We start from the raw sequence: 25,521 nt of genomic DNA on the forward strand, positions 1-25,521 counted from the left end.
TGAGTCTCTTTTTTTATGCCAAATGTTATAAATAAAAGTTAAAATTTCATAATCAATAGTATTACTATTATATTTGTTTATATTTGTATTAATATTAAATGTAAAACTTTTAAAATTTAGAATCATGAAAAAAATTGTAATTATTGGCTTGGCTTGTATTGCGGTATTATTAAGTTCATGCAATCAAAACAAAAAAACAGAAGAAAAAACTCAGGCAACTGATGATCAAAAAAAAGAGGTTCAAAAAGTTATTAATGAACTAGGATTGATTTATGTTGAAGAAGGTGCGCAAACAATCATCACTTATGATGAAGTAAACAAAGCCCAACAAGATTGGTGCGATGCCTTGGTAAAAATTGGAAAACTTAAAGAAGAAGGTGGTGATTACAAAACATTTGCAAAGCAAGTTTTATCAGAAGCTTACAACTATGACAATGGTAAAGTTTTTTTCAAACCTACTTTGGCTTATGGCGATCAAACCTTTAGAAATGACAAAAAAGGAGCATTAGCTTATTTCATTGGAGGTGATGCCGATTATCCAAACGACAAAGGTTTTGCACTTACACCTTGGGTAAAAGCTAGATATGACAATGCAGGAAAAAATAATGAAGGTATTCAAATATATGGTTCTATTGCTATAACAATGGGTAATGTTTGGGTAACCGGTAAAGACGGAAAAGAAGTAATGGTTGATAAAACCTGGGTTTTCAAAAAAGGAAAAGATGGTAAATTGAGAATTATTGTTCACAAATCATCTCTACCGTTTTCACCAACTAAATAGCAATTAACTTGGGCTGGTTCTTAAATGAGTCAGCCCAAAATTTTTATATTATGAAATCGCCACAAACAAAAAGTTTGTTGAAAACAAAAACCAATGATTAAAAAGGCGATACCATATGTTACCTTTAGAAGATAAAATTTAAACATATGAATCTAAAATATACTTTTCTGGTTATTATAATTTTCTCAATTAACAGTTCTTACGCTCAAAACACAAGAGTAAACGAGCATAACAACATTGGTTGGTACAACTATTTTGGGACATTTAAATTAAATGATAAATACAGCATTCATAGCGAATATCAACTTCGAAGAGATAATTTCATAACAGATAAACAACAAGGTTTACTTCGACTTGGTCTAAACTATCAATTAAATCAAAAGTTACAATTACGACTTGGATATGCTTGGATTGAAACTTATCCATATGGAGAAACTCCAATAAATGGCATGGGAAAAGATTTTACAGAACATCGAGCTTTTCAAATGATCACAATAACTGATAAAATTTCAAAAATTGATATATCTCATAGATTTATGCTTGAACAAAGATGGGTTGGTCGGTATTCAAACGCAGCATTAACAGACGAAGATGAATTTCCTTTCTTAAACAGATTAAGATATATGATAAGATTACAAATGCCATTAAAAGGAGATAAAATAGAAAATAAAACACCATACATTGCTGCTTATGATGAACTGTTTATAGGTTTTGGAAAAAACGTAAATGAAAATATTTTTGATCAAAATAGAATTGGACTGGTACTAGGATATAGATTTAGCAATAGTTTGCGAATCGAAGCAGGATATCTTAACCAAACACTTCAATTAGGAAGAGAAGTTAACAACAGAAATGTGTTTCAAAACAATAACGGATTCATAATCAACACTAACTTCAACTTTGATTTAACTTCAAAAAAATAATTGAACTATGTTATTACTACCTACTGAAATAATTGAAGTAAATCAAAAAAAAATTGATCAAATCAATGAAACAATAAAAGCTATATACAGATTGATAATATATAGTAGATATCACCTTGACGACGACTTGCTCGACACTTATCTTGAAGGAATTCATGATTTAAAAGAACTATTAAGCATAAAAAATGCTCAAATGGAGGCGCAAAACGATCAAGAGGCTGTAGAATATTTAGAAAACTTAAAAACTACTTTAGATTTTGTTATTGAGGAAATAATTGATAAAAACAATTTCGGCAATGAAATTCAATTGTTTCAATTATTAAGATTAATATCCCCAGAAACAAATAAAATACATCCAAATAGTTACAGAAAATCTAATGTCCAAATCGGTGCTCATATTTGTCCTGAACCAAATTTGATTCCAAGCTTGGTCTCTGAAATGCTTTACAGAATGGAAAAAATTAAAATTCCAATTGTTAAAGCAATATATTTACATCATGAACTAATTCGTATACATCCTTTTTTAGACGGAAATGGAAGAGTAACTCGCATTGCAAAAAATTGGCTGTTGATGTTTAATTTATATCCTCCAATTTTTATAAATGATGCAAACGAAAAAAAACTTTATATAAATACACTTAGTAATAGTTTTAAAGAATTAGAAAAAAATCCATTAAAATGGAATAAACATACAGAAGAGTTTTTCGAACAAGAATTAGATCGCTTATTAATAAACTCTAATTTATTACTTGAAAAAATTGATGAAATTGGAAAAAATAGAGAAAGAATAAAAAATAATCAATAAAATAAATTATGAAACCTATTACTATTCAAATCATTGAAACTGGTGTAGTATTATTTTGCTATCTGTTAACTTATTTTGCAACAAAAACCATAATAAACAACGCTTTAAAAAACACTCAACTTCAAAGAGGTAGAAGAAAAATAATGATTAAAACCATTAATCTATTACTTTCATTAACGGCTATAATTCTACTTTCTGCAATTTGGGGTTTAAAACAAAATGAAATTGCCATTTTTGCTACATCGATCTTAACAGCTTTTGGAATTGCATTTTTTGCACAATGGTCACTGCTATCAAATATTACCTCTGGAATAATATTATTTTTTAATCATCCACTAAAAATTGGAGATTACATCGAAGTATTAGATAAAGACTATCCTTTTTCTGGCGAAATATCTGACTTGACCTATTTTTTCATTCATTTAAAAACAGAAAATGACAAAATTATAACTATTCCAAATTCATTAATACTACAAAAATCAATCTCAGTTACTGAGAAAGTAAAAGGTTAAAAAAAAGTGAAAAATAATAGTTAAAATACAATTGTTGATAGTTTTACTATTATATTTGCAATTGAAAATCATTTCAAAATTAAAAAATGCATTATGAAAAAAATTAATCTACTCAAAATTGTATTGCTACTCTGTTCATATGCAGTATTTTCTCAAAATAACGATAAGATAAAAGAATATACATCTTTGTCTGAAGCGCTAAGAGAACCAGAAAAAGTATTAAGATTAAATCTTAGCAATCAAAATATAAATTTATCTAATGAGAATTGGTCAAAATTCATCAACTTAGAATACTTAAATTTAAAAAATGACCATTTAAAAGAAATTCCATCTGCCATATCAAACCTTAAATCATTAAAAACAATTGATTTAAGTAACAACGATTTTACAAACTTACCAGAAGGATTTTCTAATTTAACCAATTTAGAAGAAATCTATTTGAACGAGGAAAAGAATATGAATCTTCCTAAAACACTTTCTATTCTATCTAAATTACCAAAATTAAAATCACTTCATCTTGAAAACGATAACCTATCTATTTTACCAAGTGAATTACTAAGTTTTAAAAATTTAGAATCATTGTATTTAAACAACAATAAATTTAAAGAAATTCCAAAATTGGAGGCTTTAGACCATTTGAAATATCTTGATTTAAAAGACAACAACATAAACCCTGAATTACAGGACATGAAAAACCTAAACTTCGGATTTAAAATTAATTTCTAAAACTTAATAATATGATAGACGCTTTAATACCTTTAATTTCATTAATTGCTCTCGAAGTAATACTAGGAATAGACAACATTATTTTCATTTCTATTCTTGCCGATAAACTCCCAGAAAGCCAAAGAAACAAATTGCGCTATTGGGGAATTGGACTAGCGATGGTAATGCGATTAGCACTCTTAGGTTTTATTTCTTGGATACTAAAACTTGATAAAACATTATTTTCGCTTTTTGAAATTGACTTCACAGGAAAAGGTATTATTTTAATACTTGGAGGTTTATTTTTAATATATAAAAGTACCAAAGAGATTTATCACAAAACAGAAATCGCTAATTCACACGAAGCCGAACTTCCAAAAAAAGGAAATTTTAGAAAACTTCTAGGTGAAGTAATTCTGTTAGATTTAGTTTTTTCAGTAGATTCAATTATCACTGCGGTTGGAATGGTCGATGAGCTTTGGGTTATGTACACAGCAGTAATTGTAACAGTAATAATTATGCTATTTGCAGCAAAACCAATTAGTGAATTTATTTCTAAACATCCGTCTTTTAAAGTTTTAGCTCTTTGTTTTTTAATGATGATTGGAGTATCACTTATTGCAGAAGGGTTCCATTTCGAAATTCCTAAAGGATACATCTATTTTTCAATGGCATTTGCCTTTTTAGTAGATATCATTCAAATGAAAACCACAACAAAAAAACATGTAAATTTACCTTAGTATTGTAATGAAAAAAATTAGTTTTTTATTATTTTTATTTACAAGTATTAGTTATTCTCAAAATGAAATTGGTTCATGGAATATTGTTAATTTCAATATTAAACTAAATTCTAAATGGAATACTTTTTTTGAGGCGCAATTAAGAAGTCTATCTTTTTACGATCAATTTCATTATTACGAATATAAAGGTGGCGCAACTTATTTAATCAAAAAAAACTTTTCTGTAACAACAGGTATTGGTTCATATAATACCTATAGTGAAGGAGGAAACTTTGAACTGCCTGCAAAAAATCTAGAAACTAGAACATGGGTTCAAATAAATATGAAAAACCCTTTAGAGTTTGTTACATTTGAACATCGTTATAGAGCAGAACAACGATTTACATCAAATGGATACAGAAATAGATTTAGATATAGATTAGGAGCATTAGTGCCAATAAATAATAAAACTATAATGCCTAAAACTTTTTATTTAACGGCATGGAATGAAATATTTTTTACTGATAACGAACCATTTTTTGAAAGAAACAGATTTTTTATGGGTTGCGGATATGAGTTTTCAAAAGAGTTAACTGTTCAAACTGGTTATATTTATCAATTTGATTACCGTATTAATGATGAAACAGGAAAAAATTTTTTAAACCTTGCCATTTTGTATACTCTTGACTTAAATAAAAAAAACAAAGACTTTACACCAATAACAACAGATTAGTAATGCAAAATATACTTTCTAACATAATCATTTCTGTAAATGATAAATTATATGTCAAAAATCCTGAAACATCAGATTTAGGAAAGAAAATCATTGAACAAAGTATTCTATTAATAGATGAAATTGGATTTGAAAATTTTACTTTCAAAAAATTGGGTGAAAAAATAAGCTCGAATGAAAGTTCTATTTATCGTTATTTTGAAAGCAAACACAAATTATTGTTATACCTTTCCTCTTGGTATTGGGGCTGGATAGAATATAAATTAGCATTTGCAACAACAAATGTTTCCAATCCTATGGAACGCTTGAAAAAAGGTATTACCATAGTTACAGAAAAAGTTGAAGATGATTCAACAACATTACATATAAATGAAGCAATATTAAACAAAATAATCATTCAAGAATTTACAAAAACTTTGCTTACAAAAGAAGTTGATGAAGAAAATAAAGAAGGTTTTTTTCTAGTTTATAAAAGAGTAATCAACCGAATTATTGAAATGATTAATGACGTAAACCCTAACTATGCTTTTGCAAAAAGTTTAGCCTCGTCTATTGTAGAAGGTGCTTTACATCAACATTTTCTAAAAGATCATTTAAAAACAATTACCAATTGTAACACTTCTATTTCACCAACCGATTTTTATATCAATTTAGTTGAAAATACATTAAAATAATAGTTATGAGTCAAACGCCTTTACAACGGTTTTATAATTTATTAAAATTAGACAAAAGAGATATTTCTCAAATCATTTTCTACGCCATTTTTGCCGGATTAGTAAGTTTATCATTACCACTAGGAATCCAAGCTATTATTAATTTAATTCAAGCAGGACAAGTAAGCATTTCATGGATAGTTCTTGTTGTAATTGTTGTCATTGGTGTAGCTCTAGTTGGAATATTATCCTTAATGCAACTACGTATTACAGAAAACTTACAACAAAAAATATTTGTACGTTCTTCATTCGAATTCAGCTATCGTTTGCCTAAAATTAAATTTGAAGAACTGTACAACCAATATCCACCAGAATTAGCCAATCGCTTTTTCGATACAATTTCTATTCAAAAAGGAACTTCAAAATTATTAATTGATTTTTCTACAGCTTTATTACAAATCCTTTTCGGAATAATTCTGCTGTCATTGTATCATCCTTTCTTTATTTTCTTCGGAATTTTATTGATAGTACTACTTTATTCTATTTTTAAATTTTCATACAATCCAGGACTTTCTTCAAGTATGAAAGAATCAAAATACAAATATAAAGTTGCAAGTTGGCTTCAAGAAATTGCCAGAAACAATTTCAGTTTTAGAAAACAAGACAACTTTGATTTTGCTTTAAATAAAAATAATATTTTAGTAGATGAATATTTAAATTATCGAGAAAAACATTTCAAAGTAATCAAAAGACAATTTTCACAACTAATTGTTTTTAAAGTAATTATTACTGCTTGTTTGTTATTTATCGGTGGATATTTAGTTTTGAATCAAAAGATGAATATTGGACAATTCGTTGCTGCTGAAATTATAATTTTATTAGTATTAAATTCTGTTGAAAAATTAATTGTTGGTTTAGAAAGTCTATATGATGTATTGACATCTGTTGAAAAAATTGGTCAAATCGTAGATTTGAATATCGAAGAAGCGCAAACAAAAAATCAAGATTATTGTTTTACTAATATTACCTTAGAAGCAGAAAATCTTAGATTCAAATTTCCAGATTCTATGGATGATGTTCTAGATAAAATTAATTTAAAAATTGACCAATCAGAAAAAATTTACCTTGATGGTGGTAATGGATCAGGAAAAACAACACTAATACGAGTTTTGTCAGGTGGAATGCAACCAACATCAGGCTCCTTTTTTATAAATGACGATACCTATCGTAAAATAGATTTGGCACAATACCGTTCTCAAATAGGAACTATCACTCAAGGTGAAACACCATTTGAAGGAACTATTTTAGAAAATATAACGTTCAACAATCCATTAGTTTCGCATGATGACATAAAATGGGCAATTGAAAGCGTAAAATTAGGAACGTTTATCAAAACATTACCAAACGGATTAGACACACACATTTTCCCTGATGGACGTCAATTATCATCATCAAATGCACAGAAAATTATATTAGCTAGAAGTATTGTAAATAAACCAAAAATATTGTTTTTCGAGGATCCTTTAGACAAAATGGATGAAGAAGCGACTAAAGAAATCATCGATTTTATTACAGATGCCAAAAACAAATGGACCGTAATTGTTTCTTCAAAAAATGAGTATTGGAAACAAAAATGTAATAGAAAAATAAAAATGAAAGACGGAAAAATAATTGCTGACACTAAAAAATAATTGCCATGCTAAATATTTCTAAAAAAAATCCAATAACCGAAAATATTGATCAATATAGCACTGTAAAAAGTCTTGCTAATAGACCACATTACAAAATATTGAACAAAATAATCCTATATGTTTCCTTAATTGGAGTTGTAATATTATTTCTTCCTTGGACGCAAAACATTTCTGGTTCAGGAGCTGTTACAACCCTAAAACCAAATCAAAGACCTCAAACGATCCAATCTGCAATTGCTGGTAGAATAGAAAAATGGTACGTTCAAGAAGGTGATTTTGTAAAAAAAGGCGACACTATTCTTTTCATTTCGGAAATTAAAGAAGATTATTTCGATCCCAATTTAGTTGAAAACACTAAAAGTCAAGTTGATGCTAAAAAAATGGCAGGACAATCCTATGGTGGAAAAGTAACTTCGCTTTCGGCTCAAATTAATGCCATTGAAAACGAAAGAATCTTAAAATTACAACAAGCCCAAAATAAAATCCGTCAAGGAGTTTTGAAAGTTCAAAGTGATAGTATGGATTTGGAAGCTGTAAAAACCCAAATAAAAATCGCCAACACACAATTCAATCGTTCGGTAACATTGAATAAAGAAGGTCTAAAACCTTTAACCGATGTCGAAGAAAAAAGATTGAAATTACAAGAAGTAGAAGCTAAAATCATTACACAAGAAAACAAACTTCTAGCGAGTAAAAACGAATTAATAAACGCAAAAGTTGAAATAAATAGAATCAGTGCTGAATATGCAGAAAAATCATCAAAAGCACAAAGTGATCAATTCACGGCATTGAGTAGCCAATATGATACCGAAGCACAGGTAAATAAACTTGAAAATCAAGTAGTAAATTACCAAATTCGTAATGGAATGTATTACATAAAAGCACCACAAGATGGCTATGTAAACCGTGCCATTCAATCGGGAATTGGAGAGACTATTAAAGAAGGAACACAGATTGTAAGTATAATGCCTTCAAAATACGACATAGCTGTAGAAACTTATGTATCACCAACCGATTTACCTTTGATTCACAAAGGCGAAAAAGTTAGAATTTGGTTCGATGGTTGGCCTACAATTGTGTTCTCGGGTTGGCCAAATATGAGCTATGGAACTTTTGGTGGAAAAATTGTTGCCATTGAAAATTTCATTTCTCCAAACGGAAAATTCAGAGTTTTAATTGCACCAGACGAAAAAGAAGAAGCTTGGCCAAAACAAGTTAGTATTGGCTCAGGCGCACAAACATTGGCTTTGTTAGACAATGTACCTATTTGGTTTGAATTATGGCGAACATTAAATGGTTTTCCACCTAATTATTACAAACCAAAAGGCGAAATATCAAAAGAGAAAAAGTAATGAAACAAGTTCAAATTATAGTCTTTCTGTTTTTCTGTAGCTTTGTTTTTGGTCAAGATAAAAACCTTCAAGAGCTCACCTACAATGAGTATCTGGGATATGTAAAAAAATACCACCCTATGGTAAAAAGTGCCAACCTTGAAGTCAATAGCGCTCAAGCCAATTTAATGATGGCACGTGGTGGATTTGATCCAAAAATAGAAGTCGATTTTGACAAAAAACAATTTAAAGACAGCCAATATTATTCACTTTTAAACAGTAGTTTCAAAATCCCAACTTGGTATGGTATTGAAGTGAAAGCAGGTTTTGACAACAGCGAAGGCGTTTATTTAAATCCGCAAAATACACTTCCTAATCAAGGACTGACTTCGCTTGGAATTACGGTTCCACTTGGTCAAGGATTATTGATAAATCAAAGAATGGCCGATTTACGAAAAGCCAAAATCCAAATCCAATTAAGCCAAGCCGAACGAAAATTACAAGCTATTGAAGTTTTATACAACGCATCCGTTGCCTATTTTAATTGGAAACGAAATTACAGCGAAGTACAACTTTACACCGAGTATTTAAAAAATGCAGAAATACGTTTTAATGGTGTAGCAAGTTTAATAAAAAATGGTGACAAACCAGCAATAGATAGTGTTGAAGCAGGAATTATTGTAAGAAATAGAAAACTTAGTCTTGAAGATTCACAATTGAAATTGATAAAATCTAAATTAGAATTATCTAACTTTTTATGGCTTGAAAACAATGTTCCTTTGGAATTACAAGACACTATTATTCCAGAGATAAAACTTGAAAACACAATAAAAGAAACTTTAAAAACAAACGAACTTTTAGTAGAAAACATTTCGATAGAAAACCATCCAAAAATTAATTCACTTCAAAGTAAATTGGATATTTTAGAAGTAGAACGCAAACTAAAAGCCAACAGTTTGTTACCAAAAATTGATTTAGGGTATCATTATTTATCTGAACAAAGTGCTTGGAATAACACCAACTTCAATAACTATAAAGTAGGTATGAATTTTAGTTTTCCTATTTTTTTAAGAAAAGAACGTGGCGGATTGCAATTGGCAAAATTCAAAATTCAAGACACACAATATTCACTTGATTTAGAACGTGTTCAACTTAAAAACAAAATCAACGCTCAACAAACCGAAATCAATTCGTTAGAAAAACAACGAAAACTAATCTCAGATTTAGTAAAAGATTACAACACCATGTTGACGTCAGAAGAGCGATTATTTTCTTTTGGAGAAAGTTCTATTTTCTTAATTAATTCACGAGAAAATAATTTGGTTAGCTCACAATTATCTGAATTGAGTTTGGAAAATCGTTATTTAATTTCAAATGCCGAACTATTTAAAATAATGGCCAATCCAGATTAATAATTCAATTGCCTCGAGTATAAACTCGAGGCAATTAAAAACTACATATTATTTAGCATTTCATAATACTGTCTATCAATACTTTCTTGATGATTTGGATGTGCAATTCGAACCATTTCGCCAACTCTTTGACGAAGCGTTTTTCCATACAAATCGGCAATTCCGTTTTCAGTAATTATATAATGAACATGAGAACGAGTAGTCACAACTCCAGCACCTTGTTTTAAATAAGGAACAATTCTACTTTCTCCTCTTTTAGTAATTGATGGCAATGCAATAATCGCTTTTCCTCCTTGACTTAAAGTTGCTCCACGAATAAAATCCATTTGTCCGCCAACACCAGAAAACATTTTTGCACCAATAGAATCGGCACAAACTTGACCAGTTACATCAACTTCAATAGCTGAATTTATAGAAACCATTTTTGGATTTTTTCTAATACGAGCCGTATCATTTACCATTGAAGATTCTTTCATTTCAATAAATGGATTGTCGTTTACAAAATCATACAAACGTTTTGAACCCATTAAAAATGTAGCTAAAACTCTTCCGCGTAAAGTTCCTTTGTAGTTACAATTGATAACGTCATTTTCAATTAAATCAATAACTCCATCGGAGAACATTTCGGTGTGTAAACCTAAATCTTTGTGGTTTGTAAGTTTGCTTAAAGCAGCATTTGGAATAGAACCAATTCCCATTTGAAGTGTACTTTTATCTTCGATTAATGAAGCAACCAAAGAACCTATTTTTTCTTCTTCTATTGAAAATGGAACAGGATCATGACCATAAATTGGCACATCAACCTCAACTAAATAATCAATTTCAGAAACATGAAGAATTCCATCACCAAAAGTTCTTGGCATCTGCGGATTCACTTGTGCAATTACAATTTTAGCGTTTTCAATGGCTGCAACAGTAGCTTCTACAGAAACTCCTAGCGAACAATAACCATGTCTGTCTGGTGGCGAAACGTGAATGAATGCGACATCTAATGGCAAAACATTTTTACGAAACAAATGAGGTAGCTCACTTAGAAAAACTGGTGTATAAGAACCATTTCCTGCTTTTAAAGTGTGACGAACATTGGCTCCAATAAAAAACGAATTTACATGAAAACTTTCTGCTAATTCAGGGTTTGCGTAGCGCGCTTCTCCTTCTACATGAAGATGACAAATTTCGACATTTCTTAACTCAGATGCTCTTTCGGTTAGTGCGTTAGCTAATATAGTTGGTGCTGCTGCGGCAGCTTGAAGATAGACTCTATCTCCAGATTTTACGACTTTTACAGCTTCTGCTGCGGTAACATATTTACTCATACCTAATAAATTTTGTACAAAGTTAAAATTGGAATTTTTTAAAAAATATGATAAAACTCATGATTAAATAATTTTTCAAACGTAAAATTCAAAGTTCAAACGATAATGCTAAAATACAATAATTTAAGTTTAAAAATTTCTGCAAACTGAATACTGAACACTGAACACTTTTCACTATTTTTGCGGTCTGAAATTTAGAAAAATGATTATTCCAAAAACAAGAGAAGAAATTGAGTTAATGCGTCAAAGTGCGTTATTAGTTTCTAAAACATTGGGTGAAATTGCAAAAGTGATTAAACCAGGTGTAACTACTTTACAATTAGATAAATTAGCCGAAGAATTCATTAGAGATAATGGCGGAGTACCAGGATTTTTAGGACTTTATGGTTTCCCAAATTCTTTGTGTATGAGTCCGAATGCTCAAGTTGTTCATGGAATTCCGAATGCAAAACCTTTGGAAGAAGGCGATGTAATTTCAGTAGATTGTGGTGTTTTGATGAATGAATTTTATGGTGATCATGCGTATAGTTTCGAAATTGGTGAAGTTGCTCCTGAGGTAAAAAAACTATTAAAAGTTACCAAAGAAAGTTTATATGTTGGGATAAGAGAATTTCGCGCTGGAAATAGAGTTGAAGATGTTGGAAATGCAATCCAAAAATATTGTGAAGGCCATGGATATGGTGTCGTTCGCGAACTTGTTGGTCACGGATTAGGAAGAAAAATGCACGAAGATCCAGAAATGCCAAATTATGGAAAACGTGGTCGAGGAAAAATGTTTGTGGAAGGCATGGTTGTTGCTATTGAACCAATGATAAACATGGGTACAAAAAACATAAAACAACTAAAAGATGGTTGGACCATTCTAACAGCCGACGGAAAACCAAGTGCTCATTTTGAACACGACGTTGCCTTAATCGACGGAAAACCAGAAATTTTATCGACTTTCAAATACATTTATGATGCTTTAGGAATTGTAAGTGATGAAGAAAAGGAGTTTAGAAATCATTACACATTATAAAGTTTATACAAATTTGCATCCAAAATAAATGAAAAAAATATTCAAGTTCATATTAAATACTATTCCTCGTCCGATATTGATTCGTTTGAGTATTGTGGTGCGTCCAATTTTGGCTTTTTTATTAAAAGGAAGTCGTTTTACTGATCCTATTGACGGAAAAAGTTTTCGAATGTTTTTGCCTTATGGATATGGTAATCAGAGAAATAACGTGCTTTCTCCGAGCACTTTGTCATTAGAAAGACATCGTTTATTATGGTTGTATTTACAAAATGAAACTGATTTTTTTACTGCTACAGAAAAGAAAAAGGTATTACATTTTGCTCCTGAACAAGAGTTTTACAAACGTTTCAAGAAGCAAACTAACATCGATTATACAACAACCGATTTACTTTCGCCATTAGCAGATGTAAAAGCCGATATCTGTAATTTGCCATTTGAAGATAATCAATACGATATAATTCTTTGTAACCACGTTTTAGAACACATTCCAGATGACACTAAAGCGATGCAAGAATTGTACAGAGTTTTAAAACCTGGCGGAATGGGAATCTTTCAAATCCCACAAGATTTATCTCGTGCAACAACTTTCTCTGATGATTCAATTGTAGATCAAAAAGAAAGAGCTAAAATCTTCGGTCAATACGATCACGTTCGTGTATACGGAAGAGATTATTTTGACAAATTAAGAAGCATCGGATTTAGAGTTATCGAAGAAGATTATACTTCTAAACTTTCACCAGAATTAGTAGAAAAATATTGTTTGGCAAAAGGCGAAATTATTCCAGTTTGTTTTAAATAATTCCGATATAAAAAACAAAACCCTGTTAACTTTTACATTAACAGGGTTTTTTAGTTTTCAAAGAAATCTATTATTTCGTTTCTGGCATTAGAATTCCAATAACTTTATCTTTAGTTAGATATTTTTTAGCTACATCTTGAATTTCTTTAGCTGTTACGCTATTGATTTTTTCTTCCATTGATAAAACTTCTTCAGCAGACGATGAAAACGTGTAAGCTTTTGTAAAATTACTCAACCAAAATCTGTTTTCCTTACTGTCTTTTTTAAAGTCGGCAATTTCACCTTCTTTAAATTTGGCTACATCTTTTTCATCTGGACCATTATCAATAATTTTTTGCAATTCATTTAAAGCAGAAGCTGTTAATTTCTCAGCATTTTCTGGTCCGCATGGGAAACCTATGTTAAAATTATACGATCCGTTTGGTACTTTATTTAAGCTTCCTCTTGCAGAAACACCATAAACGCCACTTTCATTTTCTCTTAATTCTTCAATTAATTTTATAGTAAGAACTTCACCCAAAGCTTGAATTGCCATAGCTTCTTTTGGAGAATAAGTTGTGTCACCATAATACATAATAGTTACATTACTTTTAGGATCGGAACCTTTATTTACGACTTTTTTCAAATCACCTTTCATCATTCTATATCCCAAATCTACTGCTTTTTCTTTTGTTGTATTTGAAGGTAAAGATGCAATGTATTTTATCGAATAATCTTCAATTTGTTTATCATCAACATTCCCAACAAAGAAAAATTCAAAATCTCCTGCATTAGCAAAACGCTCTTTGTATTTGTCATAAGCCAATTTATAATCTGTTGTTGACCATGTTTTTTCGTCAGGGAAAATTCCAATAAATCTTGGGTTCTCTTTCATCAAATAACCATAAAACTCTTGTTGAAAGAACACATTAGGTTGCGACGATAAATTCTTGAAAAAAGCCGATTGTTTTTGTTTGTAACTTTCAAAAGCTTCGTTGTCATAATTCAAATCAGTCATGTAAGCATGCGTCATTTGAAATAAATATTCTAAATCTTTAGGAGTGGTACTTCCTCTTAAACCTTCGGTTACACCGCTTATGTATGGAGTTACATTAGCAATTTTACCCGACATAAATTTGTCAATATCATTTTTCTTTAATCCAGAAAAACCTGCTTCGGTCAAACCACCATTGGCAAATTGAACTTTCTTAATTTCGTCATTGCTGTATAAATTAGAACCACCAAAACTTATGGCCTCCATTAAAACCTCATCATTTTTAAAATCGGTTTTTTTGAATGTCACTTTCGCTCCATTTGATAAAACTAAAGTTGTTGTTCCAAGTTTAGCATTAGTTTCTTTTTTTACAACCGAACCAGCTTTTATCTCTTTTCTAATCAAACTTGAAGCAAGAGCCGTTTCTTTATATGCCGTAATATCAGAGTCATCTGCATTTATAACAGCTAAAACTTCGGCTTCAGTTACTTTTTTCAAACCTTCTTTTTCTGGACCAGTTAACAGCACAAATCTATTTTCATCTTTAATGAAATTTTTAATCAAACCATTAGTTTCTGATAAAGAAATACTTGGAATCATCTTTTTCACCGCTTCAAATTCCCATTCAATTCCTGGTGCAGGAACATTTTCTAGAAAATAAGATTGATATTCAGACACAAATCGCTCTGAGTTGGTTTTATCTTTTTCTTTAAAAGTTCTTTCATAATTCGCAATAACTTCTGCTTTAGCTCTATCCAATTCGCCTTGCGTAAATCCGAATTTTTTTGCTCTATTATTTTCTGTTACCAATACTTTTAATGCCTCCAATTGCTTCTCTTCGGACATCATTGCAAACGATTGATAGGCTTCTTTAGTTCTAGCAAATGTTCCACCATGATAAGAATATCCGTAAACAAATGGCGGATTTGGCGCATTAGTTAATTCTTGCAATCTATTATTTAACATGGTAGTAAATAATCCTTTAACCAAATCTTCTCTGTAATCATTTACTGTTACAGTAGGTTTTGGTTTTTCCAGATCATTATAAAGAAGTTGTACTTGTGCATCAGACGATTCTTTATCGGTTTCTATACTAACGAACGTTTCTTTGTGATTTGGAACTTCATAAATTTTTCGTGGTTTTGCGTTTTTAGGATTTTTATAATTTGCAAAATGCTCAATTACTTTTTTCTCCATTTCGGCAACATCAATATCGCCAACTACAATAACCGACATCAAATCGGGACGATACCAATCTTTATAAAAACTAACTAATTTATCGTAGGTAAACTTTTCTAAAATTTCTTTTTTCCCAATAGGAAGACGCTCTGCATATTGCGAGTTGTTCATCATTTTTGGCAAATATCGGTCCATCATTCGCTTGTCTGCACCAAGACCTAATCTATATTCTTCTAGAACAACGCCGCGTTCTTTATCTATTTCTTCTGGAGTTAAATTGGCATTAAAAGCCCAATCTTCAATAATTTGAAATCCTTTTTCTAACTTTTCAGGACTATCGGATGGAATCGGTAAAAAGTATACCGTCTCGTCAAAACTTGTGTAAGCATTTAAGTGTTGCCCAAATTTTACTCCGATACTTTGCAAATAATCTACCAATTCATTTTTTGGAAAACGTTTCGTACCATTAAAACACATGTGTTCCATAAAGTGAGCCAAACCTCTTTGCTCATCGGTTTCAAGAATAGATCCAGCGTTGATAACTAATCGCAAATCGACCTTTTTTTCTGGTTTTGCGTTTTTTCTAATGTAATAAGTTAAACCGTTTTTTAGTTTTCCGGTTTTCACATTCGAATCAAAAGGAATTTTATCATCACCGTTTAAATCTTGCGCTAATAATGACAATGGAACTGCCAACAAGAATAGCATTGTTTTTCTAATTTTATTCATAATTTGTGGTTTAATTTGTACTAAATATATTACATAACTCGAAATTAAATCGTTTATTGTAATACATTTAACAAAAATTTATAAAGTCAAGAATACAGAAATATAGGCTTGGCACAATATTAGATTATAATTATTGTTATATTTACACTTCTTAAAATTTTAGACTCCAATGAAACATAAATTATTATTTTTATTGTCTGTTTGTTTTTCATCAATTCTTTACTCTCAAGAAAAAGAAGTTAATCCTCCTTACCATATCAAAACAATATCTTTTGTTCAAAACGGACAGAATGTTGTTCCGTTATTTCAATTAGGAGATTCTTTCCAATTGCAGTTTGATGATTTACACGGAACAGAAGACAATTATTATTACAAGATAACACATTGTGATTACGATTGGAAACAGTCACAATTATCGATCAATGAGTATCTTGTTGGCTTTGATAATCAACGTATTCAAGAGCATATTAATTCCTTAAATGCTTTACAAATTTATTCCCACTATAGAATCCCATTCCCAAATAAACTGACACAATTAAAAGTTAGTGGTAATTATATAATTAGTATTCTAAATGAAGACCAAGAAGTTGTTTTCGCCAGAAAATTTATAGTATATGAGCCTTTAGTTTCGGTACCAATGCAAGTTAAAAGAGCCAGAAATGTAAAAGATGTTGATTTTAAACACAACCTTGATTTTGCTGTAAGGTCTAACACTATTACTTTTCAAAGTCCATTACAAAATGTTAAAGTACTTTTGCTGCAAAACGGAAAATTCAATAATGCAATAAGCGATATAAAGCCAATGTATACTGTCGGTAACGACTTGATTTATAAATACGATCGCGAAACACAATTTTGGGCAGGTAACGAATATCTTTTTTTTGAAAATAAAAATATTAGAGGCGCAAATAATAGCATTGCACGTATTGATACCGAAGGCGGTTTGTATAATTGTTATTTGTACACAAGCAATGCAAGAGCAAAAAATCCTTACACCTATTGGCCAGACATAAATGGAAATTTTAGCATTAAGAACATAAGTGCAGAAAATGATGAGATAGAAGCAGATTACGCATGGATATACTTCACTTTATCAGCACCATCTTTTTATCAAAATAAAGACATATACATTACAGGAATGTTTAATAACCACGCTCTTACTGATGAAAATAAAATGGAATACAATGAAAAAAAAGGTATTTATGAAAAAGCTTTAATGATTAAACAAGGTTTCACTAATTTCATTTACACGATTGCCGATAAAAGCGGTAAAATTGATGAATCAAATGCAATTGATGGTAATTTCTTTCAAACTGAGAATAATTATTTCGCAATAGTTTATTATCGCGAAAACAATCAAAGATATGATAGAGTTATCGGAAAAGGAGTTGCAACTTCAACAGACATAATCAATTAAAAAATCTTTAACATAAAAATCACATTGGTTATTTTATTAATTTTGTAACTTTACAAAAAGTTTTATTATGGTTTCTCAAATCACAAGAGGCATAAAAATATCAGTCATAACTAGTTTTGAAGGTACTTACTTCAAAAACTACAAGATTCATTTTGCTTTTTCTTATGAGATAACTATTGAAAATCACAGCAAAGATTCTGTTCAATTGACTTCTCGTCATTGGGAAATTTTTGACTCACTTAATGATGTTGAAGTAGTTGATGGCGAAGGTGTTATAGGAAAAAAACCTGTTCTAAAACCAGGAGAATCTCATACCTATAGTTCAGGATGCTTACTTTCATCTCCTCACGGAGCAATGCGCGGATTCTTCAACATGATTAACTTTACTTCAACTAAAAATTTTAGAGTAATTGTACCAACATTTCGTTTGAGTGCACCTTACGCTCTAAATTAATAAGCTTTTATTTTTTAAAATACATCCGAAATTTCTCTCGAAAAGTTTCGTAACATTTGTTATCAAAAATTTAAATTTTCCTTTGTACTTTTGTTACAAATTAAATAATTCGCATTATTTGAATTATCTATTTATCAAATTGTCTAATTTTCAAAATATAAGATATGCCTAAAGGATTCTTTCACGTACCAAAAGCGGTTAATGAACCTGTAAAATCATACGCTCCAAATTCTCCAGAAAAAGCAGCTGTTTTAGCTGCCTATAAGAAAATGTGGAACGAAACAATCGATGTTCCAATGTATATCGGTTCAGAACAAATTAAAACTGGAAACACACGAACAATGTCTGCGCCTCATGACCATCAACATATCGTTGGTACTTATCATTTGGCTGAAAAATCACATATTGAAAAAGCTATAGCTTCAGCATTAGAGGCTAGAAAGAAATGGTCACAAATGCCTTGGGAACACAGAGCAGCCATCTTTTTAAAAGCAGCTGAATTAATTGCCGGACCTTATCGTGCAAGAATCAATGCTGCAACCATGATTGCTCAATCAAAAACCATTTTTCAAGCAGAAATTGATGCATCGTGTGAATTGATTGACTTTTTACGTTATAACGTAGAATTTATGACTCAAATTTATCAAGACCAACCAACTTCAAATTCAGATGTTTGGAATAAAGTAGAGTATAGACCGTTAGAAGGTTTTGTTTATGCAATTACTCCTTTTAACTTTACTGCAATTGCTGCAAATCTTCCTGCAAGTGCCGCTTTAATGGGAAATACTGTAGTTTGGAAACCAAGTGATAGCCAAGTTTTTTCTGCTAAAATTATTATTGACGTTTTCAGAGAAGCAGGTGTTCCTGATGGAGTTATTAACGTAGTTTTTGGTGATCCTGTGATGATTACTGATACTGTTTTAGCATCACCAGATTTTGCTGGAGTTCACTACACGGGTTCAACATTTGTTTTCAAAGAAATTTGGAAGAAAATTGGAACACAAATTCATTCATACAAAACGTATCCTAGAATAGTTGGAGAAACAGGAGGAAAAGATTTTGTCGTAGCTCATCCATCAGCAAATGTTAAACAAGTCGTTACCGGAATTACACGTGGTGCATTTGAATTTCAAGGTCAAAAATGTTCGGCAGCTTCAAGAGCTTACATTCCTCAAAGTTTATGGCCAGCCGTAAAAGAGCAATTAATTATTGATGTAAATTCTATGAAAATGGGAAGCCCAGAAGATTTTTCAAATTTCATTACAGCAGTAATTCATGAAGGTTCTTTTGATAAATTAGCAAGTTATATAGACCAAGCTAAAAAAGATGCAGATGCAGAAATTATCCTTGGTGGAAATTATGATAAATCGAAAGGTTATTTCATTGAACCAACGGTTATTGTCACTACAAATCCAAAATACACTACAATGGAAACAGAACTTTTTGGTCCTGTAATTACCATTTATGTGTATGAAGATGCTAAATGGAACGAAACTTTAAAATTAGTTGACGAGACTTCAGAATATGCATTAACTGGTGCAATTTTTAGTCAAGACCGATATGCAACAATTGAAGCAACAAAAGCTTTAGAAAACGCTGCAGGAAATTTCTATATCAACGACAAGCCAACTGGAGCTGTTGTTGGAATGCAACCTTTTGGTGGCGCAAGAGCATCTGGAACAAACGATAAAGCAGGCTCAATGCAAAACTTATTGCGTTGGGTTTCTCCAAGAACTATAAAAGAAACTTTTGTAACTCCAGAAGATTACAGATATCCGTTTTTAGGAGAATAGTCTTAAGCACGAAGTAAAATTTTAAAAGCTCAATCAGAAATGTTTGAGCTTTTTTTTATTTGGCTGATTACTAATTTTTTGTATCTTCGAAAATCAAAACTAACAAACTATGAAGTCAAAAATTACTTTATTATTTATTTTTCTTTTTTCAATATTTGGCTATAGCCAAGATAAGACTTACGATTTATTGAAAGAAAAAACCGAAACTAAAATCCTACACGATAGAGTTTTTGATTTGTCAAAAGCAGCAACAATTGGCTCTAAACCCATTGATGCAAATACTTTCAATCAGTTTTACCATGAAATTCAAAGAGCTGATTTCTTACAACGCTTACCAAAATATGAAGTTTTAAAAAATGAAGCCAACTTAGGAAAAGCAACTAAACAAATTCCGTTAGCTATTTTAATCACTGAGTACGAAACTCTAAAAAGAACTTCAATTGATAAGGGCGATGTTTTTCTTCAAAACAATCAATATAATGTTAAATCAAATGTTACTGACATTTTTGAAAAACATACTGTCAGTCTAGTATCGCCTTTATTAAGCAAAACAAATAGTAACACATTTCTACTTAAAGAAGATTTTATTCTAAATTCTACCAATAAAAAAATTCTTTCTGTTGAACTAAAACTAGAAGATTCTAATTGGGTAAATATCAATTTTAACAAACCTTTTCATCTAAATTTTAAAGAAACTGGCAAACAAATAGTTGATTATAAAATTGAATTTACTGATGGAAGCAAAGTTCAAAATTCATTTGAATTTGATATCACATCAATTGAAAATATTCAAGGGAAAAATAATGAAGCCCAAGCGCCAAATGTAGTTTTACCTATTACCTCAACCATTGCTTATCAAGGTTATAACGAAACTGCACCCTATTTTGGGCAAGGTGAATATGAGCTTTTTATGGATACTACAAATGGCGTTTTAGACAAACCTATTTTTTTAGTAGATGGTTTTGACCCAGGTGACTCAAGAAACAGCACAATAATTTATCAATCATTAAATTATGGAACGGGTCAAAATTTGGCTACCGATTTAAGAGCACAAGGATTTGATATAATTATTTTGAATTTTCCAGTTTATACCAGAACAGGAACAACTACAGTAGTTGATGGTGGCGTTGATTACATTCAACGAAATGCAATGATTTTGGTTGAATTGATAAACCAAATTAATGCACAAAAAGTAGGCAGCGAACAAAATGTAGTTATCGGACCAAGTATGGGCGGATTGATATCACGTTATGCTCTTCGTTATATGGAAATGAATAATTTATCTCATCAAACAAGATTGTACATTTCTTTTGATTCACCACATCTTGGTGCAAACGTTCCAATTGGTTTTCAACATTTATTTAATTATATGGCATACGGACCACTTGGAAGTACAGCTGTTCAGCCAGTAGTTGATGGTTTAATTAAAAGTCCGGCCGCTAAACAAATGTTGATTGATCATTTTGAAGGACACCTGCAATCGGGAAGTGTATTTGAATTTAACACAGCTTCAAACTCTCTACTTCCAACTGGAGCACCTAATTTTAGAAATGCATTTCAAACTGAACTCAACACTATGGGATTTCCTGTTAACACAAGAAATGTTTCTATTTCAAATGGCGCAAGAAATGGCACTATGAATTATTCTCCTAACTTTGAAGCGATGAACCATACGTTTAACGTAACTTCAACACAGAGAGCCATAATTAATTTAAGATTTACACCAGCTGCTAATCAAACTAATGAAGTTAGCCGATTTAGAGGACAACAATATTTTTTATTTTTCTGGATAACTGGTTATGAAAGCGCTGCTAACTCAAAATCGCCAACTTATACAGATGGTTTAGACTCTGCACCAGGAGGAAGATTTGATATGGCTGGTTTTCAAGCTGGAGCTGGAACAGATCCTTTACTTACAGAATTTTTTGATAATTTATTAGTTGACTATTTTTGTTTTATTCCGGCATGGAGTTCTATGGCAGTTTCAAACTCAACAAATCTTTATGCTCCGATAAATAGTAGTTCAACTACGCCATTTGCTGCCTCTTCAATTCCAACAGTAAATGAAAATCACGTTACTTTAAACGCCCAAAACACAGCATTTGCTTTAGCAGAAATTTTAAATCCAGTTTTGACAAATAATGAAAATTTAGCTTTAAATAGTTTTTGGATTCAAAACCCGATTCAGAATAGTTTACAAATTAACTCAAACTATACTATAGAAAATGCCTCAATAGTTGTGAAAGACATTCTTGGAAAAACTATTGTTGAAATGAAAAATCAAACTATTAATGGCATACTTGAAATCCCAATTTCAATATCAAATGGTGTTTACTTAGTAACATTAAAAAATAGTCAAGGAAGTGTCACCAAGAAAATAATAAAAGGTTAAAAACTAAAAAGTCTCCAAATTGGAGACTTTTTTATTTCAAAGGTAAATGAACTACTTTTTTGGTTTCAAAAAATTCATCAGAAAAATAATCGGATAAATTGTATTCGGTTGCTTTTGGAAAATCTTTTAATTCTTCAGACAAATCGCCACCTTTTAAATATAAAATTCCATTTTCTAATTCATGTTTCGATTTGGTTTTCATTTTTCCTTTCACCCAACTAACAAAGTCGGGCATATTCGTAACGGCGCGACTTACGATGAAATCAAAATCATGCGTTACAATTTCGGCTCTTTTTTGTTCTGCTTTAATATTTTTTAATCCTAATGCTTTGATAACTTCATTAACTACTTTTATTTTTTTGGCAATAATATCAATAGCATAAAAATTAGCTTCTGGAAATAAAATAGCCAATGGAATTGCAGGAAAACCTCCACCTGTTCCAACATCCATAATTTTAGAACCCGATTTGAATTCTAAAACTTTAGCAATTCCTAACGAATGTAAAACGTGACGTGTGTATAACTCATCGATATCTTTTCTCGAAATTACGTTGATTTTAGCGTTCCAATCTTCATATAAATTTTGCAACATTTCAAATTGTTGTATCTGATTATCAGTAAGATTTGGAAATTGCTTTAGAATTTCTTCCATAAATTGAATTTTCAACAAAAATAGTCTTTTTGGTTAATAATTATGATTTGTTTTTACTTCTAAAAAAAATATAATATTTACCTTTGAACAAATTATTAGAATTCCAAATTTATGAATACCACAACACCTGTCTTTTCTAAAAACGACAATCTTAAATTTTTTAGAACTTTAAATAAAAGAGTAAACGATTATTTTAAAGAAAACAACATTGATAAAACTGGAAACTGGAAATTACATCTAAAGACAGTTGTAATGTTTACCATTTTCTTGACACCATATTTCTTTTTGCTAGCAATGGAAATGCCTTTTTGGGCTTATCTTTTACTTAACGTAGTAATCGGAGTTGGAATGGCTGGCGTTGGAATGAATGTAATGCACGACGGAAATCACGGTGCCTATTCTAACAAAGGTTGGGTAAATAAATTCATGGGTGGAAGCATTTATATTCTTGCTGGTAACGTTTACAATTGGCAGGTTCAACATAATGTTTTACATCATACTTACACTAATATTCTTTGTCATGATGAAGACTTAGAAGCTGGAAGAATTTTGCGTTTCACCAAAGAAGCAAAATGGTACAGCCATCATAAATTCCAACATTATTATTCATTTATTCTTTACGGATTATTAACCTTCAATTGGGCAATCACAACCGATTTTCAACAAATGAGACGTTATTTAAAGAGAAATTTATCTTATGGAGAGTTTAAAAAACCTGTAATTCGTTGGACAACATTAGTGATTACGAAAGTGATATATTTTTCAATGTGGATTGTAATTCCAATTCTTGTTGGGCACGTTAGCTGGTGGCAAGTATTAATCGGATTCTTTATCATGCACTACACAGCTGGAGTTATCTTGAGTGTTGTATTCCAATTGGCTCACGTAGTACATGAAACGGATAATCCAATTCCAAATGATGAAGGAGAAATAGAAAACACTTGGGCAATTCATCAGTTATATACAACAGCTAATTTTGCTCCAAAAAATTGGTTAGTAAACTATTACACTGGTGGATTAAATCATCAAATTGAGCATCATATCTTTCCAAATATAAGTCATATTCATTACAACAAAATAGCTGAATTTGTAAGAGAAACTGCAAAAGAATGTAATCTTCCTTATTATGAATTCAAAACAACTAGAGCTGCAATTTATTCGCACTTTACTCATTTGAGAGATTTAGGAAGACAACCTCAGTTATCGTAAAAAATTTAAAATGAAGATTTTTTAAACCATTAAGATGTTAAGTTTCATTAAGCAAAGCCTTAATTATCTTAATTCCTTAATGGTTTAAATTTTTATAATTAGTATAATCAACAACACAACAATGAGCAACCCATTATCAGACAGAATTAACCAACTATCTACATCACAAACTCTTGCTATGGCAGCATTGGCAAGAGAATTAAAAGCACAAGGAAAAGACATCATCAGTTTAAGTTTGGGTGAACCCGATTTTAACACACCTGATTTCATCAAAGAAGCGGCTAAAAAAGCAATCGACGAAAACTACTCAACTTATTCTCCTGTTGATGGTTATATGGAATTGAAAGAAGCTATTTGTAGAAAATTTAAACGTGATAATAATTTAGATTACAAACCTGCAAATATTGTGGTTTCTACTGGAGCAAAACAATCTTTATACAACATTGCTCAATGTATGATTAATGAAGGTGATGAAGTTATTCTTCCAGCACCATATTGGGTTTCTTACTTTGAAATTATAAAAATGGCTGGTGGAATTCCAGTTGAAGTTCCAACTTCTGTTGAAAGTGATTTCAAAATTACACCGGAACAATTAGAAAAAGCTATTACTCCAAAAACTAAAATGATTTGGTATAGTTCGCCATGTAATCCTAGTGGTTCTGTATATAATCGCGCGGAATTGACGGCTTTATCAAAAGTAATTTTAAATCAACCAAACGAAATTTATGTAGTTTCAGATGAAATATACGAACACATTAATTTCTCTGGAACTTTTTGCAGTATCGCTACTATTGATGGAATGTTTGACAGAACAATTACAGTAAACGGAGTTGCTAAAGCATTTGCTATGACTGGTTGGAGAATTGGATATATTGGTGCTTCTGAAATAATCGCAAAAGCTTGTACAAAAATGCAAGGACAAGTTACTTCTGGAGCAAATTCTATCGCACAAAGAGCTACAATTACCGCAGTTGATGCTGATCCAAGTGTATTAAACGAAATGGTTTCTGCTTTCAAAAATCGTAGGGATCTAGTTGTTGGTTTAGTTAAAGAAATTCCAGGTTTCAAACTAAATGTTCCTGAAGGTGCTTTTTACGTTTTCCCTGATGTTTCTTATTATTTTGGAAAAACTTTACGTGGAAAATTAATCAATAATGCTGATGATTTTTCGATGTATTTATTGGCAGAAGCTAATGTTGCAACTGTAACAGGTGATGCATTTGGAAATCCAAATTGTATTCGCTTTTCTTATGCAACAAGCGAAGCATTATTAGCTGAAGCTATGAAACGCATTAAAGAAGCCGTTTCTTAAAAAAAATAAATTT

At 30.8% G+C, this 25,521-nt stretch carries 22 protein-coding genes; 19 read left to right on the forward strand and 3 right to left on the reverse strand.

Going from position 1 to position 25,521, the window contains the following annotated elements:
• Positions 1-124: 124 nt before the first annotated feature.
• From ACIQ06_RS05230 to ACIQ06_RS05280, 11 genes are all read left to right on the forward strand, one after another.
• Positions 125-781 (forward strand): hypothetical protein, encoded by a 657-nt coding sequence (locus ACIQ06_RS05230; protein WP_396144211.1) that lies wholly within the window; start codon positions 125-127, stop codon positions 779-781.
• Between the two features lie 146 nt (positions 782-927).
• Entirely contained in the window at positions 928-1,704 is a 777-nt protein-coding gene (locus ACIQ06_RS05235) for a DUF2490 domain-containing protein (protein ID WP_396144212.1), read from the forward strand.
• A 7-nt stretch (positions 1,705-1,711) separates the two neighbouring features.
• The gene (locus ACIQ06_RS05240) at positions 1,712-2,509 is read left to right on the forward strand and encodes a Fic family protein (RefSeq protein ID WP_396144213.1); all 798 of its coding nucleotides are present in this window, start codon (positions 1,712-1,714) and stop codon (positions 2,507-2,509) included.
• Positions 2,510-2,517: 8 nt separating this feature from the next.
• On the forward strand, positions 2,518-3,021 hold the full coding sequence (locus ACIQ06_RS05245; protein WP_396144214.1) for a mechanosensitive ion channel domain-containing protein: 504 nt from the start codon (positions 2,518-2,520) through the stop codon (positions 3,019-3,021).
• Between the two features lie 93 nt (positions 3,022-3,114).
• Complete coding sequence (locus tag ACIQ06_RS05250; protein WP_396144215.1) at positions 3,115-3,747, forward strand: leucine-rich repeat domain-containing protein; 633 nt, start codon at positions 3,115-3,117, stop codon at positions 3,745-3,747.
• Between the two features lie 11 nt (positions 3,748-3,758).
• Positions 3,759-4,466: a TerC family protein gene (locus ACIQ06_RS05255; protein ID WP_396144216.1), complete on the forward strand. Its 708-nt coding sequence runs from the start codon at positions 3,759-3,761 to the stop codon at positions 4,464-4,466.
• A 7-nt stretch (positions 4,467-4,473) separates the two neighbouring features.
• A complete protein-coding gene (locus ACIQ06_RS05260; RefSeq protein ID WP_396144217.1) occupies positions 4,474-5,178 on the forward strand; it encodes a DUF2490 domain-containing protein in 705 nt (234 codons plus the stop codon).
• Between the two features lie 2 nt (positions 5,179-5,180).
• Positions 5,181-5,852 (forward strand): TetR/AcrR family transcriptional regulator, encoded by a 672-nt coding sequence (locus ACIQ06_RS05265; RefSeq protein ID WP_396144218.1) that lies wholly within the window; start codon positions 5,181-5,183, stop codon positions 5,850-5,852.
• Positions 5,853-5,857: 5 nt separating this feature from the next.
• Positions 5,858-7,522: a peptidase domain-containing ABC transporter gene (locus ACIQ06_RS05270; RefSeq protein WP_396144219.1), complete on the forward strand. Its 1,665-nt coding sequence runs from the start codon at positions 5,858-5,860 to the stop codon at positions 7,520-7,522.
• 5 nt (positions 7,523-7,527) lie between these two features.
• Entirely contained in the window at positions 7,528-8,874 is a 1,347-nt protein-coding gene (locus ACIQ06_RS05275) for an HlyD family secretion protein (RefSeq protein ID WP_396144220.1), read from the forward strand.
• Positions 8,874-10,265 (forward strand): TolC family protein, encoded by a 1,392-nt coding sequence (locus tag ACIQ06_RS05280; protein WP_396144221.1) that lies wholly within the window; start codon positions 8,874-8,876, stop codon positions 10,263-10,265. Before ACIQ06_RS05275 ends, ACIQ06_RS05280 begins: the two co-directional genes overlap by 1 nt.
• Before the next feature lie 41 nt (positions 10,266-10,306).
• On the opposite strand, the gene ACIQ06_RS05285 is transcribed toward ACIQ06_RS05280, so the two are convergent.
• Positions 10,307-11,581 (reverse strand): acetyl-CoA hydrolase/transferase family protein, encoded by a 1,275-nt coding sequence (locus ACIQ06_RS05285; protein WP_396144222.1) that lies wholly within the window; start codon positions 11,579-11,581, stop codon positions 10,307-10,309.
• Positions 11,582-11,783: 202 nt separating this feature from the next.
• On the opposite strand from ACIQ06_RS05285, the gene map reads away from it, so the two are divergent.
• The gene (map, locus tag ACIQ06_RS05290) at positions 11,784-12,599 is read left to right on the forward strand and encodes a type I methionyl aminopeptidase (protein ID WP_396144223.1); all 816 of its coding nucleotides are present in this window, start codon (positions 11,784-11,786) and stop codon (positions 12,597-12,599) included.
• A gap of 28 nt (positions 12,600-12,627) precedes the next feature.
• Positions 12,628-13,398: a class I SAM-dependent methyltransferase gene (locus ACIQ06_RS05295; protein WP_396144224.1), complete on the forward strand. Its 771-nt coding sequence runs from the start codon at positions 12,628-12,630 to the stop codon at positions 13,396-13,398.
• Between the two features lie 70 nt (positions 13,399-13,468).
• Here ACIQ06_RS05295 and ACIQ06_RS05300 read toward each other — a convergent pair whose 3' ends face one another.
• On the reverse strand, positions 13,469-16,279 hold the full coding sequence (locus tag ACIQ06_RS05300; protein WP_396144225.1) for a M16 family metallopeptidase: 2,811 nt from the start codon (positions 16,277-16,279) through the stop codon (positions 13,469-13,471).
• A 169-nt stretch (positions 16,280-16,448) separates the two neighbouring features.
• On the opposite strand from ACIQ06_RS05300, the gene ACIQ06_RS05305 reads away from it, so the two are divergent.
• From ACIQ06_RS05305 to ACIQ06_RS05320, 4 genes are all read left to right on the forward strand, one after another.
• The gene (locus ACIQ06_RS05305; RefSeq protein WP_396144226.1) at positions 16,449-17,696 is read left to right on the forward strand and encodes a DUF5103 domain-containing protein; all 1,248 of its coding nucleotides are present in this window, start codon (positions 16,449-16,451) and stop codon (positions 17,694-17,696) included.
• 67 nt (positions 17,697-17,763) lie between these two features.
• A complete protein-coding gene (apaG, locus tag ACIQ06_RS05310; protein WP_396144227.1) occupies positions 17,764-18,150 on the forward strand; it encodes a Co2+/Mg2+ efflux protein ApaG in 387 nt (128 codons plus the stop codon).
• A gap of 164 nt (positions 18,151-18,314) precedes the next feature.
• Entirely contained in the window at positions 18,315-19,943 is a 1,629-nt protein-coding gene (gene pruA, locus ACIQ06_RS05315) for an L-glutamate gamma-semialdehyde dehydrogenase (protein ID WP_396144228.1), read from the forward strand.
• A gap of 109 nt (positions 19,944-20,052) precedes the next feature.
• Positions 20,053-22,335 carry a T9SS type A sorting domain-containing protein gene (locus ACIQ06_RS05320; protein ID WP_396144229.1) on the forward strand — a complete coding sequence of 761 codons (2,283 nt, stop codon included), beginning with the start codon at positions 20,053-20,055 and terminating at the stop codon, positions 22,333-22,335.
• A 31-nt stretch (positions 22,336-22,366) separates the two neighbouring features.
• Here the strand turns inward: ACIQ06_RS05320 and rsmG are convergent, their stop codons facing one another.
• Positions 22,367-22,987, reverse strand: coding sequence for a 16S rRNA (guanine(527)-N(7))-methyltransferase RsmG (gene rsmG / locus ACIQ06_RS05325; RefSeq protein ID WP_396144230.1), 621 nt, complete (start codon positions 22,985-22,987; stop codon positions 22,367-22,369).
• Positions 22,988-23,098: 111 nt separating this feature from the next.
• Between rsmG and ACIQ06_RS05330 the strand changes: the two genes are divergently transcribed.
• Both ACIQ06_RS05330 and ACIQ06_RS05335 read left to right on the forward strand, forming a co-directional pair.
• Entirely contained in the window at positions 23,099-24,196 is a 1,098-nt protein-coding gene (locus tag ACIQ06_RS05330) for a fatty acid desaturase family protein (protein ID WP_396144231.1), read from the forward strand.
• A 121-nt stretch (positions 24,197-24,317) separates the two neighbouring features.
• Complete coding sequence (locus tag ACIQ06_RS05335; RefSeq protein WP_396144232.1) at positions 24,318-25,508, forward strand: pyridoxal phosphate-dependent aminotransferase; 1,191 nt, start codon at positions 24,318-24,320, stop codon at positions 25,506-25,508.
• Positions 25,509-25,521: the final 13 nt, after the last annotated feature.

It is taken from the genome of Flavobacterium sp. (genome assembly GCF_044341265.1).
Classification (GTDB): Bacteria; Bacteroidota; Bacteroidia; order Flavobacteriales; family Flavobacteriaceae; genus Flavobacterium.